This window comes from Microbulbifer pacificus (assembly GCF_033723955.1).
Lineage (GTDB): Bacteria > Pseudomonadota > Gammaproteobacteria > Pseudomonadales > Cellvibrionaceae > Microbulbifer > Microbulbifer pacificus.
Genome location: NZ_CP137555.1, coordinates 290,124 through 303,153 on the forward strand (window position 1 = coordinate 290,124; position 13,030 = coordinate 303,153).

The following is a 13,030-nucleotide window of genomic DNA, read 5'->3' on the forward strand; positions in this document are numbered from 1 at the left end:
GACGATTCAACTCTACCGGGGAGCAGCACACCTTGGGCCGCATGATCCTGCTGATTGCCGTCGGCATTTTTGCCTGGCTGGCAATCCAGAAGTTCAAATACAGTCCGCCGGAGCAGCGGCGCAAACTAATTTTCCAGTGGGTGCTGATTGCCCTGGCCCTGGGCGCGGTATTACTGGCGGTTACCGGCCGCCTGCACTGGGTGGGCGCCGCAATTGCCGTGGTACTGCCACTGCTCAACCGGTTGTGGCGTACGTTCGGGCGGCACCTGCCATGGATAGCCCCGCTGATCGCCAAGCATGCGCAGGCAAGAGCTGAGAAACAGAAAGCGGCCAATGGCGAGTCGCAAAAGGAAAGCGAATCGCGCGGAGGTCACGGTGCAGCCAATGGCCGCGAGCCCGAACTTACCGTGGAAGAAGCCCGCAAGATTCTCGCTGTATCTGCCCACGCGAGTCGCGAGGAAATCATCGGCGCGCACCGCAAGCTGATCCAGAAATTTCACCCGGATCGCGGCGGCAATGACTACCTCGCCTCCCGTATCAATGCGGCAAAAACTTTGCTGCTAAAGCAACTGGACCGCTGATCCAGGTTCACCGAACCCTGTCAGGTTCGCCGGCAAAGTAAGTGAACATAGCGAGCCAGCTGCCTATAGGGATCGATACGGGAATAGAGCAGTTCCTTTTCCACAATGGCCGCCGGCGGCAACTTGTCGCGCATTTCCGGTGTCATGAAATCGTGGAAACAGCGGATACCGCTGTGCGCCACCAGCGCCAACCCCGCCTGCTCCACCCAGTCCATCACCATTTCCGGCAACAGCGGATTCTTGGGAGTGAGACTGCCGGGATGTCCACCCCAGTCACCACTTTCGCGGTTGCGGTCCAGCTGACGCAGACTGCCGCGTTGCAACAGACGGAATTCCAGTGCGCGACGGTTATAAAACGTGAGCGACAGGTAGCCACCGGGTTTCAGGCATTCCGCCAGCTGCACCAGTGCCGGCTGTGGCTGTTCCAGCCACTCCAGTACCGCATGACACAACAGCAGGTCCACATCGGGAATACGCTCGTCACCGCTTAATGCCTGCAGCGGCAGCTGCAAGGTCTGCACTCGCGCCGCCAGATCCCTTGCGACAACCTGCTCCCGCGCCAGCGCCAGCATCTCGCTGGAGATATCAGTGATCCATACGCGGTGCCCGCGCGCAGCCAGATCCAGTGCAAACTGTCCCTGGCCACCACCGGCATCCACAATGCTCAGCTCTGTCGCCGCCTGAGCGGAGGATGACTCGCCGAGCAGTGCTGCCAGATCTCGGTACAGCACCGCGAGGCGAATATCGCCCTTGAGCCCGCCATAAATTCGTTTTTTGAACCGTTGGGCGAGGTCGTCGAAATTGCGGTCACTCACGGTGCTGCAATCCGCGTCAAAGATTGGCTGTGCATTATTTATCCCGCTGCTGGTCCAGGGCGCGCCCCTCGGCGGCGAGAATCGCCTGCAGGGTTCTGGAGTGGAATTCGCGCATGTACAGTACCCACACCACCGTCACGAAGCCGGCGATAAACAGCACCGGATGCACAAACCATCCCATCACCGCCATCGAGAAGTAGTAACAGCGCAGCCCGTAGTTGTAGCTGTGCCCCGCCTGGTCAATCACCTTGGCGGCACTGATGGCGTAGCGGCGACGCTCCTCACGGGTGACTTCGCCCTCCTCAGCCAGCGGTGCCGCCCCGAGCAGAACGTTGGCAAACGAGTACTGGCGCAGGGACCAGGTGAAATTGAAGAAGGCGAAGATGTAGATCATGATCAGCACCAGCACTTTCAGCTCAAACTGCTGCACCGTGGTGGTCTGGGCGAACGGCAGGCTACTGAGCACCTCCACCGCAGCGCTGTTGGCGGACAAGGCGGTCACCAGACCGGCGAGGATCAGAATACTGGTGGAGGCGAAGAAACCGATGACCCGCTCCAGGTTGCCGAGAATGGCTGCGTCAGGCATGCGCATGTCGCGCTCCAGCATGCGCAGCATCCACTCGACGCGATACCACTGCATGGACGACGCCAGGCACCAGGCGGTTTTTGCCTTTTTACGGGCAAATAAGGTGTAGCCTGCCCACGTCAGGCAGAACCCCGCCAGGCTTGCATAGTCCATCCAGTTCAACGCGCTTCCCCCTATCAACTACATTTATGGCGTCATTGCGGTAGCGGTGAAATCTGAAGCGTGACAGTTTCACCACTACCTGAATATTAAAGCCGGAAGTTTCGCACCGGCGGCGCAGGAGTCAACTCCCTCCTGTCAACCCTGTCATTTCGCCGCCCCGGAGCGCTAAAATGGCCGCCGTTTTTGCCAGCGCCGGTTCTCCCGGTGCCACCGGCAACCGCAATTTACCCAATGGAGCCGTCATTTGAGCAACGTACACCCCGCATTCGAGCCGATTACCAGTGCCGAGATCGAATCCCTCGGTGTCCGCGTGGAAGAGTACCGTCACCGCCGCACCGGCGCCCAGCACCTGCACATTGCCGCGGACAACCCGGAAAACGTGTTCCTGGTGGCGCTGCGCACGGTACCGGAAGATTCCACCGGCGTCGCGCATATTCTCGAGCACACGGCACTGTGCGGCAGTGACAAGTACCCGGTGCGCGATCCGTTCTTCATGATGATACGGCGCTCCCTGAACACCTTTATGAACGCCTTCACCAGTTCCGACTGGACGGCGTACCCGTTTGCCAGCCAGAACCGCAAGGATTTCGACAACCTGCTGGATGTGTACCTGGACGCGGTGTTCTTCGCGCGCCTGGACCCGCTGGACTTCGCCCAGGAAGGTCACCGCCTGGAGTTCGCAGAAACCGAAAACCCCGACAGCGATCTGGTGTTCAAGGGTGTGGTGTTCAATGAAATGAAGGGCGCCATGAGCTCGGTGACCTCCCAGCTGTGGCAGAAGCTGAGCAAGTACCTCTTTCCCACCACCACCTACCACTTCAATTCCGGTGGCGAGCCTGCGGACATCCCGGACCTCAGCTATGAAGAGCTGGTGAACTTCTATCGCACCCACTACCACCCGAGCAACGCCATCTTCATGACCTTCGGCAATATTGAGGCAGCGGAACACCAGGCGGTATTTGAAGAAAAAGCCCTGCATAAATTCGACCAACTCCACAAAACCATCGAAGTGGGCCGGGAGAAGCTGTACATGGCACCGGTGCGGGTGGAAGAAAAATTCCCGCTTTCCGGCGAGGAAGGCCTCGAAGAAAAAACCCACATCGTGCTCGGCTGGCTGCTCGGTGATGTGACCGATCTGGAAGAGGCGCTGACCGCGCACCTGCTTGCGGGGGTGCTGCTGGACAACAGCGCCTCGCCACTGATGCACCTGCTGGAAACCACCGAACTCGGCCAGGCGCCCTCCCCCCTCTGCGGCCTCGACGACTCCCAGCGCGAACTGGTATTCGTGTGCGGCATCGAGGGCAGCGAGCGCGAGCGCGCCGACGAGCTGGAGCAGCAGGTACTCAAGGTGCTCGAAGATGTGGCGGAAAACGGCGTGCCCTACGAGCAGGTCGCCGCGGCCCTGCATCAGCTCGAGCTGCAACAGCGCGAGATCGGCGGCGACGGCTACCCCTACGGCCTGCAGCTGATTCTCACCGCGCTGACCGGTGCCACCCACCGCGGCGACGCCATCGGCCTACTCAATATCGACGCGACCCTGGAAAAACTGCGCGAGCAGATCAAGGATCCAAAATTCATCGCCGATGCCGCGCGCAAGCTGCTGCTGGAAAACCAGCACCGGGTGCGCCTGGTGCTGTCGCCGGATCCGGACATGGCGGGCCGCGCCGAACTGGCCGAAAAAGCCCGCCTGGCGCAGATCAAGGCCGGCCTCGACGACGGTGAAAAACAGCAGATCATCCAGACCGCCAAGGCGCTGGCCGAGCGCCAGCAGCGCAAGGACGATGAATCCATCCTGCCCAAGGTAGGCGTGGAAGATATCCCGCCGGAGCTGCCGAAGGTCGAGGGCGAAGAGCTGCAGCTGAATGGCGCCAAGGTCAGCCGCTACAGTGCCGGCACCAATGGCCTGGTGTACCAGCAGCTGGTTGCCACCCTGCCGGAATTCACCGACGAGGAGCGCATCCTGCTGCCCTATTACTGCCAGGCCCTGAGTGAGCTGGGACTCGGCGACAAGAGCTACCTCGAGGTACAGCAGTGGCAGGCCGCCGTGGCGGGCTCCCTGCACGGTTTCACCAGCCACCGCACCGCCCTCGACAATCTCGACAGTCAGTCCGGCCACTTCATTCTGTCCGGCAAGGCGCTGGCGGCGAACCAGGCCGCACTCACCGAACTGATGCAGGCCACCATCGAGCAGGTGCGTTTCGACGAGCTGCCGCGCATCAAGGAACTGCTGCTGCAGACCCTCGCCCGTCGCGAGCAGTCTGTGGTGGGCAATGGCCACGCCCTCGCCATGGCGGCCGCCAGTGCCGGTTTCAACCGCGCTGCGGCGGACGGCCACGAGTCTGGTGGCCTGCTCGGTCTGCGCCAGCTCAAGGCGCTGGTGAAATCCCTGGACTCCAGCGCAGGACTGGAAACCCTGGCTGGCAAATTCAGCGCAATTCACCAGAAGATCGCCGGCGCCAAGCGCCAGTTTCTGTTGATTGGCGAGGATGACAAGCTCGCAGGCTTTACCGACGCCCTAAGCCCGCTGGCAAACAGCGGCACCGACAACGGTGCCGAAGAGAATGCGCCGTTCAGCCCGCACAAGGTCCAAGAAGTCTGGGTTGCCAACAGCCAGGTAAACTTCTGTGCCAAGGCCTACCCCACCGTGCCCATGTCCCACGCAGACGCCCCGGCTCTGGCAGTGCTGGGCGGTTTCCTGCGCAATGGTTACCTGCACCGCACCATCCGCGAACAGGGCGGTGCCTACGGCGGCGGCGCCAGCCACGATGTAAACATCGGCGCCTTCCGTTTCTACTCCTACCGCGATCCGCGCATGGCGGAAACCCTGAAGGACTTCGATGCGTCGGTCGATTGGCTGCTGAATGAATCCCACGAAGATTCACAAGTCGAAGAAGCCATCCTCGGAGTGGTGGGCGGCATGGACAAACCCGGCTCCCCTGCCGGTGAAGCCAAGAAGGCGTTCCACTCCAACCTGTATGGCCGCACCCACGCCGTGCGCCAGGCGTTCCGTCGCAAGGTTACCGAGGTCACTCTGCAAGACCTGCAGCGGGTCGGCAGAACCTACCTGCAACCGGAGAAAGCCAGCACTGCGGTGGTAACCGGCAGCCAGGGCCGCGAAGCGGGGCTGGCGCTGGATCTGCACGAAGAGAAGCTTTGATCGAGTTCATGAGCGTTACCCTGTGAGCAAGAAAGACGATATTTTTGCGAAACCTCTGGGGCAGGTCGCCGGTTTCAGTTTCGACCAGTCCGTGGTGGAAGTTTTTCCGGACATGATCCAGCGTTCGGTGCCGGGCTACACCACCATCGTGGCCATGATCGGCACCCTCGCCGAGCGCTACGCCCAGGCCGGCAGCCGCTGTTACGACCTTGGCAGTTCCCTGTGCGCGGCCACTCTCGCCATGCGCCACCGGATTCCGGCGGCGGATTGCGAAATCATCGCGGTGGACAATTCCCCCGCGATGATCGAGCGCGCGCGCACGGTACTGGCGGCGGACAGCGGCCAGATCCCGGTGCAGCTGGTGTGCGACGACCTGCAGAATGTGGCCATCGAAAACGCCTCGGTGGTGGTACTGAACTTCACCCTGCAGTTCATTCCCACCAGTGAGCGCGAGGCGATCCTGCAAAAAATCTACGACGGCCTGCGCCCGGGCGGCGTGCTGATCCTGTCGGAAAAAGTCGCCTTCTCCGATGCCGATCACCACGAGCTGATGATTGACCTTCACCACTCGTTCAAGGCTGCCAACGGCTACAGTGCGCTGGAAATCGCGCAGAAACGCAGCGCCCTGGAAAACGTGCTGATCCCGGAAACCCTGTACGACCACCGCACCCGCCTGAAAAATGTCGGGTTCAACAGCGTCGACGTATGGTTCCAGTGTTTCAACTTCGCCTCGCTGATTGCCATCAAGCAACGCGACGGCTGACGGTTTTTCAGTTTCATGATCGACTACACCCAGCTCTACGCCGGCCTGCAGCATATTCCCGCCCTGCGCCCCTGGCTTGCCACCCTGCCGCAACAGATCGCCGAGGGCTTGAGCCCCGCGCGCTGGGGCGATCTGCCGGACTGGCAGGCGGTGCTACAGGCACTGCCGGACATTGCGCCCTCCTCCCTGGAAATTGCCTCCGAGGTACGTATCGGCAGTGGCGCCGATGCCACCGGCGAGCAGCGGCTGCAACTGGAAGCCCAGCTGCGCAAACTGCACCCCTGGCGCAAGGGCCCCTGGACCCTGTTTGATATTTTTATCGACACCGAGTGGCGTTCGGACTGGAAGTGGGACCGCGTCGCCCCACATCTCGACGACCTGAACGATCGCCTGGTGCTGGATGTGGGCTGCGGCAGCGGTTACCACTGCTGGCGGCAGTATGGCGCCGGCGCGCGGCGGGTCATCGGCATCGACCCCTCCGCCAAATTCGTCGCGCAGTTTTACGCGCTGAAAAAATATCTGGGGCTGGACAAGCCGGTGGACGTGTTGCCCGTCGGTATCGAAGCCCTGCCCGCAAACCTGCAGGCCTTCGACACCACCCTGTCCATGGGGGTGCTGTACCACCGCCGCTCGCCACTCGACCATTTGCGCGAACTCAGGGAAACCCTGCGCCCGGGGGGACAGCTGCTGCTGGAAACTCTGGTGATTGAAGGGAAGCTTGGCGACTGCCTGGTGCCGGAAGATCGCTACGCAAAAATGCGCAATGTGTTTTTCTTCCCCAGTACTGCGACGCTGGAAAGCTGGTTGCGCAAAACCGGTTTTGTGGATGTGCGCACCGTCGATCTGGATCGCACCAGCCTCGAGGAGCAGCGCAGTACCGACTGGATGCGTTTCGAATCCCTGGCCGATTTCCTCGATCCCGGGGATCACCGCAGGACCGTCGAGGGGCATCCCGCACCGCTGCGGGCGACACTCACTGCAACGGCTCCCTGATCTGCACCACTAGACCAACTTTCCCGCCATATTCACAAAATTCCATGCGGCTGCGTGCGACAAATTAGCCATTTGTTGCACGCCCTCCCCCCGCCGGCCAAATAAAGTATTGAATTCCTCACCCCGTATTGCGCCGTGCCGGGGCTTCAGCGAACGTGTACGCCGTTTGCCATAGGCCTACCGGCCCGATAACTACACTTACATATTCGCCGGCGCATATTTCCGGCACGCGACGAGAGACACCCCGAACACATGAGTATCAGTGTTTTTGAACTGTTCAAAATTGGCGTGGGCCCTTCCAGCTCCCACACCGTCGGCCCCATGGTGGCGGCAAAGCAGTTTGTCTGCGATCTGGAAGCGCGCAATGAGCTGGTAAAAACCGAGCGCGTCGAAGTACATCTGTACGGCTCCCTGGCATTGACCGGCATCGGCCACGGCACGGACATGGCCGTACTGATGGGACTCGAAGGCGAAGCCCCCGACACCATCGATGTGGACCGCATCGACGCCCGCTTGGCGGCCATCGACGAACATCAGCAGCTGATCCTGAACGGTACCCGCGCGATTCACTTTGAAAAGGCGCGCGACCTGCAATTCCACAAGGAAGTCTTCCTGCCCCAGCACTCCAACGGTATGACCTGCAAGGCGTTCGCCGGCGGTGAGTTGCTGTTCCAGCGCAGCTATTTTTCCATCGGCGGCGGCTTTGTACTGTCGGAAGAGGATTTCCAGCACAAGGACCAGATTGCCACCCTGCTGCCCTACGACTTCAGCTCCGCTCACGAAATGATGGAGATCTGTGAACGCCACGGCTGGAGCATTGCCGAGCTGGCGATGGAAAACGAGAAGGCGTTCCGCAGCGAGCAGGAAGTGAAGGACGGCCTGTGGCGCATCTGGGAAGTGATGGATGCCTCCATCCAGCGCGGCTGCCACCAGAAAGGCATATTGCCCGGCGGCCTCGGCGTGCGCCGGCGTGCGGCGGAACACTATCGCGAACTGTCCAAACAGACCGACGAAGAACGCCGTCAGGGACTTTCCATCCTCGACTGGGTGAGCCTGTTCGCACTCGCCGTGAACGAGGAAAACGCAGCGCGCGGTCGTATTGTCACCGCCCCCACCAACGGCGCCGCCGGTGTGATTCCGGCGACCATTGCGTATTACGTGCAGTTTGTGCACGAACCGGAAAAACACGGGGACCTGAAAGATCAGGTGGTGGAGTTCATGCTCACCGCAGGTGCGGTCGGCATGCTGTTCAAGAAAAACGCCTCCATTTCCGCGGCGGAAGTAGGCTGCCAGGGTGAAATCGGTGTCGCCTGCTCGATGGCCTCCGCCGGCCTCGCGTCCGTCCAGGGCGGCACCAATCAGCAGATCGAAAATGCCGCGGAGATCGGCATGGAGCACAACCTGGGCCTGACCTGCGATCCTATCGGCGGACTGGTACAGGTACCCTGTATCGAGCGCAACACCATGGGCGCCGTAAAGGCGATCAACGCCGCACGTCTCGCCCTGCGCGGCGACGGCGCGCACATCGTGCCGCTCGACAGCGTGATCGAAACCATGCGCCAGACCGGCATCGACATGCAGAGCAAGTACAAGGAAACCTCGCTCGGCGGCCTCGCGGTAAACGAGGTCAACTGTTAAAAGACCTCCTCTGCCATTACCTCAACCCGGCACCCCGTGCCGGGTATAGAGGTCAAAACGGCCAGACTTCCCCTCAAACCGCAGATTCGGCTTTTCGCCGTTCAGATCCGGCGCGAGCCGCGGCCGTTTCACCACGGTGCGGTAATAACAGGCGGCGTAGGCCGGCGCCAACAGTGCATCCGCATCTTCGTCGCAACCCACGATTTCGTGAAACGCGGCCATGTCCTTTTTCACCTTGGCACTTTTCTCACGGCTGGGAAACATCGGGTCGAGGTAAACCACCGGAATGGACTCCGCAGGCTGCGCCTGCAGCCAGGCCGCTGCACTCTCCACCCGGGGTTCCAGCAGCATGCGCTCGGCAATGGGCGCCAGCTCCAGATCCCGCTCTGCCGCCTCGCGCAGCCGCCTGACGCCGTCGGCCAACAGGGCATGTACCACCGGGTTGCGCTCGAGCATTCGCACCTCGCACCCCACAGAGGCCAACACAAATGCATCGCGGCCGAGACCCGCGGTGGCATCCACCACCTGCGGATAAAACCCGCTGCGCACCCCGACCGCCTTGGCAATCTGTTGCCCCTTGCCACCACCGAATTTGCGCCGGTGTGCGGCGGCGCCGCTGACAAAGTCGACCGCAATCGGACCCGGCGCCTTGCGACCGGTAGCGCACAGCTGCAGGCTGTCTCCACAACTCAGCACGAAAGGCCGGTCTTCAATGGTCTTTTCATCCACCTGCCCGAGAAACGGCAGCTGTAACTGCGCCGCCAGTGCCTCGGCCTGTTCAAGATAAAGCTGCTCCGCGGCGGTGATAGCCAACTGCATGATATGGGCTCTTCCTTCGCTCAAAGCGGGGAATTTAACCGGGATGGAGCAGCCATTCCAGCGCGAATTCGCTGTCTTTTGCGGGAAACGGACGCACTTCTGCGGCGACAAAATGGTTCAGGATCTGCGGCATAAAACCGAGCAGAGTGCTGTCGGAGAGCACCGCGATGCGGTGCAGGTGGCGATGCTGGTTGCGGGTAAAAACGCAGTGTGAAACCAGTGCAGCGAAATTCTGCCAGCCGTGAACGTGGCGCGCGTCGATCAGCATGCCCTGCAGGTAACCGTGCTGGCAGATAACCGGATCCACCTGCGCAGCAAGTGCACGAAACTCGGCGGGTTTCAATTCCGCGACCGGTCGTATTTCCAGAATATCGTGGTCGTGATGCCAGCTGTGCTCGATCATCGGCGCTCAGGATTTCGTTACTACTCCCTCAAGCCTAGAAAAGAATGGCGGGCGCGGAAAGAAAAAGGCCGCGAGCAAATCGCGGCCTTTTCGATTTTCAGCAGTGGTTGCGGCCCGCTACACATTTATCGCGCCGGCCACGGAGAGGATTTCGCGTTTACTGCTGGGGCTCCTCCTCGGTTTTGTCTTCACCGCGGAGCTTGTCCATGGCGTCTTCGGCGGCGTCTTTGGTCGCTTCACCAGCATCCTTGATCGCTTCACCGGCATCCTCGGCGGCACCCTTGATGACGTCACCGGTATCTTCCGCAGCATCTTTGATTACTTCTCCCGCTTTCTCGGCTTCGTTTCTCAAACTGTCGGAAGTCTGCGGTTCGTCGGTGATGGGCGCCACATCGTCATCATCCTGTGGCATGGTGGGCTCGGTATCCATTGTCGGCGGCGTTGAGGAGTCCGGCATCGGTGTGGTGCTTTCAGCCGGGGGCTTTTCCAGTTTGTCGTAGTCGCCGTCTACGGTGTGGTCCGATTTCTTCGCCATGAAATAGCCGATGATCAGCAGCAGAATAATCAGTGGTAGCAGTAGTCTTTTCATATACCCAATGACCCCTGGTCGGTTGTGCAGGATTCAGAACGAGTTGGGCAAACACATACCCTTTGCGTCGAATAACGCGATACCACTTTGCCCTGTCGTTACCGATCGGCGCCACAACGGAATTCGCAGAATACGCGATAGCGGAAGAAGTCGACGCCAATACTGGTAAGAATAATCTTCAATTGCTGCACTTCAAGGAACATTGTTCCCGGAAATAAGTATTAATTGCTATTAAGCGCTATGGGGTTATTTGGGACTGATCTATCCGAAACCGGGATCCCTTGTGCGGGCTGTGGGCTGGGCCGCGCAGATTGCAGCATTACCCCTGCCCGTAGCGATCCAGCTGCACCAGCAAATTGCCCGCCTCGGCACCGGCAACCGCCGCCTCACAGCTCGCCAGTTGCAAGCGCCCCTCGGCATCGGTTTGCGCAAAAATCAGGTACTGCTCACCCTGGTGGAGCTTTTCATCACAGGCATCCAGGGTCAGCCGGAACGCCAGCAGCCTGGCGGACTCCCCCTTCCACACTTTTTCCGCCACGCCGGAATAGACATAGCCGAGTATCGCCATCATCCCCGGCTCTGACAGAGCATGGTCGATCATCCGGTGCACACCGGTGATGCGGACTTTCGCCACCAGCTCGGCCTCGGCAATTCGCAGGGACAGGGCTTCATCCAGCGCCAGGGTGTCGCCGCTGTCCTGCGGTGCTTCGATCGCGGCGGCGCGGACTTCGGGATTGCCCGTTTGCAGCGCGGCGTCGGAAATACGCTCGCCGACACAGCCGGTGGCGATCATCGCAACCGCCAGAAAGGTGGACCCGCGCGCTGCGCAGGTGAGTGAATTTCTGACTGGATCGTTCAACGCGCGTCCCTCTTCTCGATCTCTTTCGTCTTCCCTGACGCAAAAATCAACAATAAAAAAGGGCGCCGAAGCGCCCTCTTTTGTCTCTGTTACTGCAGCGGGAGCAGTTCCAGTTCCACGCGACGGTTGGCCTGGCGGCCAGCGTCGTTGTCGTTGCTCGCGATCGGGTAGCGCTCGCCATAGCCAACGGCCTGCACGCGACCGGCGGCGACACCGCGGGTGCTGAAGAAGTTGGCAACGGACTGGGCGCGACGCTCGCTCAGGGTCTGGTTGGTTACGTCAGAACCAGTGCTGTCGGTGTGGCCACTGACGCGGATTGCGGTCTTGTCGAACTCGTTCAGTACCAGAACCACGGAATCCAGAGTGTCGTAGAAATCGGTGCGGATGTCGTAGCCACTGGTCGGGAAGGTGATGTTACCCGGCATGATCAGGCGGATATTGTCGCCTTCACGCTGAACACGTACACCAGTGCCTTCCAGCTTCTGGCGCAGTGCCATTTCCTGGCGATCCATGTAGTAACCGACACCGCCGCCGATGGCTGCGCCACCGAGGGCACCGGTGATAGCGCCTTTCTTGCGATCGCTCTTGCTGGCAGTGGCTGCACCAATGATGGCACCGGCTACCGCACCAGCACCTGCGCCTTTGGCGGCATTGCTGGTTTTACTTTCCTGAGTGTAAGGATCCAGAGTGGTACAACCTACCAGTGAACCCAGGGCAAGAATTGCTACCCATTTTTTCATTTAAGCTTCTCCTAACGCTTTTACTGATCTCGGGTGAGAATACGGCTGTTGGATGCAGTATCGCTTCGGTTATCTGACTGGAAGCTGAACCACATTCGCCTTGGGCACGAAGACTATGCGCAAAGTCCCTTTAGGTCTACTGCACAGATCTCAAATTTGACGTCTTCGAGATTCCATTCCGCCCCGTCGCTCACAAACATGGTTTTCGTTTCCCCGGGAAACAATCGGCGGCGGTTAATCCGGTCGGCCGGTAATTTTCGTGTAATTTCGCGTAATGGGTTCTTCCACAGGATCTGTGGATAACTCTGTGCATGAAGCGGCAAAAGTAGACCCTGACCGGCGCCGTCTCTCGCCCCCAGCGATTTGCGCACTTTTTGGCCCCACGCTTTTACCCCTTAAAAATCAGTACTTTACGATAGATTCGACTTTTTCCGTACCAACTTGGCAGCTGGATACACGGCTACCCACAGGCTGTACCCACATGTGGAAAAAAACTTGTCAAGGCTTGACTGGGAGATAAGAACGTGAATTTTGAGAATTTCCAGAAACTCACGTGGAAAAACGCGCTGCGTGGCAAGGATACCCACCCGGGGTGACAATCTGGTGATGGCGGGCGTAATGGTGACCGGCAATCTGCCCGCCACCTTTGGGTGAAATGGCGGATAACGGTGGGGAGAGGTACAAGCCACTGCTCAATAATGAGGCGGTTTTTCCTCGCCCGGCTTCAGTCCCTTTTGCATCTCATAGCTGAGGTCCTGGTACTTTTCAGCCATATCCGAAAACCGCCCCACCAGCGCGCGCAGCTGCGCATCCTGTGCGGCGATCACATCATTGAGCTGGGTCAGGGTATCCTCCTGGAATGCCAGCCGGGTTTCCAGTTCGTCCACCCTCGCATTGAGGCGCGCTATTTCTTCGCTCATGCTCG

General features: G+C 60.1%; 13 protein-coding genes. 5 read left to right on the plus strand and 8 right to left on the minus strand.

Features of this window, described 5'->3' with window-relative positions:
* Positions 1 to 41 precede the first annotated feature (41 nt).
* Positions 42 to 581 carry a J domain-containing protein gene (locus R5R33_RS01195; protein WP_318955760.1) on the plus strand — a complete coding sequence of 180 codons (540 nt, stop codon included), beginning with the start codon at positions 42 to 44 and terminating at the stop codon, positions 579 to 581.
* A 20-nt stretch (positions 582 to 601) separates the two neighbouring features.
* Here the strand turns inward: R5R33_RS01195 and R5R33_RS01200 are convergent, their stop codons facing one another.
* Entirely contained in the window at positions 602 to 1,396 is a 795-nt protein-coding gene (locus R5R33_RS01200; protein ID WP_318954258.1) for a methyltransferase domain-containing protein, read from the minus strand.
* 34 nt (positions 1,397 to 1,430) lie between these two features.
* On the minus strand, positions 1,431 to 2,135 hold the full coding sequence (locus R5R33_RS01205; RefSeq protein WP_318955761.1) for a DUF599 domain-containing protein: 705 nt from the start codon (positions 2,133 to 2,135) through the stop codon (positions 1,431 to 1,433).
* Between the two features lie 253 nt (positions 2,136 to 2,388).
* Here R5R33_RS01205 and R5R33_RS01210 point away from each other — a divergent pair, with 253 nt between their 5' ends.
* The 4 genes from R5R33_RS01210 (at position 2,389) to R5R33_RS01225 (ending at position 8,695) form a co-directional block, all read left to right on the plus strand.
* Positions 2,389 to 5,301 carry an insulinase family protein gene (locus R5R33_RS01210; protein ID WP_318954259.1) on the plus strand — a complete coding sequence of 971 codons (2,913 nt, stop codon included), beginning with the start codon at positions 2,389 to 2,391 and terminating at the stop codon, positions 5,299 to 5,301.
* Between the two features lie 22 nt (positions 5,302 to 5,323).
* The gene (gene cmoA, locus R5R33_RS01215) at positions 5,324 to 6,064 is read left to right on the plus strand and encodes a carboxy-S-adenosyl-L-methionine synthase CmoA (RefSeq protein ID WP_318954260.1); all 741 of its coding nucleotides are present in this window, start codon (positions 5,324 to 5,326) and stop codon (positions 6,062 to 6,064) included.
* A 15-nt stretch (positions 6,065 to 6,079) separates the two neighbouring features.
* A complete protein-coding gene (cmoB, locus tag R5R33_RS01220; protein ID WP_318954261.1) occupies positions 6,080 to 7,057 on the plus strand; it encodes a tRNA 5-methoxyuridine(34)/uridine 5-oxyacetic acid(34) synthase CmoB in 978 nt (325 codons plus the stop codon).
* 252 nt (positions 7,058 to 7,309) lie between these two features.
* Entirely contained in the window at positions 7,310 to 8,695 is a 1,386-nt protein-coding gene (locus R5R33_RS01225; protein WP_318954262.1) for an L-serine ammonia-lyase, read from the plus strand.
* Between the two features lie 21 nt (positions 8,696 to 8,716).
* Here the strand turns inward: R5R33_RS01225 and R5R33_RS01230 are convergent, their stop codons facing one another.
* The 6 genes from R5R33_RS01230 to R5R33_RS01255 form a co-directional block, all read right to left on the minus strand.
* The gene (locus R5R33_RS01230) at positions 8,717 to 9,514 is read right to left on the minus strand and encodes a class I SAM-dependent methyltransferase (protein WP_318954263.1); all 798 of its coding nucleotides are present in this window, start codon (positions 9,512 to 9,514) and stop codon (positions 8,717 to 8,719) included.
* A gap of 34 nt (positions 9,515 to 9,548) precedes the next feature.
* Positions 9,549 to 9,917 (minus strand): SpoIIAA family protein, encoded by a 369-nt coding sequence (locus R5R33_RS01235; RefSeq protein WP_318954264.1) that lies wholly within the window; start codon positions 9,915 to 9,917, stop codon positions 9,549 to 9,551.
* Between the two features lie 157 nt (positions 9,918 to 10,074).
* On the minus strand, positions 10,075 to 10,506 hold the full coding sequence (locus R5R33_RS01240; RefSeq protein WP_318954265.1) for a hypothetical protein: 432 nt from the start codon (positions 10,504 to 10,506) through the stop codon (positions 10,075 to 10,077).
* A gap of 319 nt (positions 10,507 to 10,825) precedes the next feature.
* Complete coding sequence (locus tag R5R33_RS01245; RefSeq protein WP_318954266.1) at positions 10,826 to 11,365, minus strand: hypothetical protein; 540 nt, start codon at positions 11,363 to 11,365, stop codon at positions 10,826 to 10,828.
* Between the two features lie 89 nt (positions 11,366 to 11,454).
* On the minus strand, positions 11,455 to 12,105 hold the full coding sequence (locus R5R33_RS01250) for an OmpA family protein (protein WP_318954267.1): 651 nt from the start codon (positions 12,103 to 12,105) through the stop codon (positions 11,455 to 11,457).
* A 692-nt stretch (positions 12,106 to 12,797) separates the two neighbouring features.
* A complete protein-coding gene (locus R5R33_RS01255) occupies positions 12,798 to 13,025 on the minus strand; it encodes a SlyX family protein (protein WP_318954268.1) in 228 nt (75 codons plus the stop codon).
* Positions 13,026 to 13,030 lie beyond the last annotated feature (5 nt).

Bases quoted from the DNA above. Each gene is read 5' to 3' on its own strand.
- R5R33_RS01195 (WP_318955760.1), top strand. From the start codon at position 42: ATGATCCTGCTGATTGCCGTCGGCATTTTTGCCTGGCTGGCAATCCAG.
- R5R33_RS01205 (WP_318955761.1), bottom strand. From the start codon at position 2,135: ATGGACTATGCAAGCCTGGCGGGGTTCTGCCTGACGTGGGCAGGCTAC.
- cmoB (WP_318954261.1), top strand. From the start codon at position 6,080: ATGATCGACTACACCCAGCTCTACGCCGGCCTGCAGCATATTCCCGCC.
- R5R33_RS01225 (WP_318954262.1), top strand. From the start codon at position 7,310: ATGAGTATCAGTGTTTTTGAACTGTTCAAAATTGGCGTGGGCCCTTCC.
- R5R33_RS01230 (WP_318954263.1), bottom strand. From the start codon at position 9,514: ATGCAGTTGGCTATCACCGCCGCGGAGCAGCTTTATCTTGAACAGGCC.
- R5R33_RS01235 (WP_318954264.1), bottom strand. From the start codon at position 9,917: ATGATCGAGCACAGCTGGCATCACGACCACGATATTCTGGAAATACGA.
- R5R33_RS01240 (WP_318954265.1), bottom strand. From the start codon at position 10,506: ATGAAAAGACTACTGCTACCACTGATTATTCTGCTGCTGATCATCGGC.
- R5R33_RS01250 (WP_318954267.1), bottom strand. From the start codon at position 12,105: ATGAAAAAATGGGTAGCAATTCTTGCCCTGGGTTCACTGGTAGGTTGT.
- R5R33_RS01255 (WP_318954268.1), bottom strand. From the start codon at position 13,025: ATGAGCGAAGAAATAGCGCGCCTCAATGCGAGGGTGGACGAACTGGAA.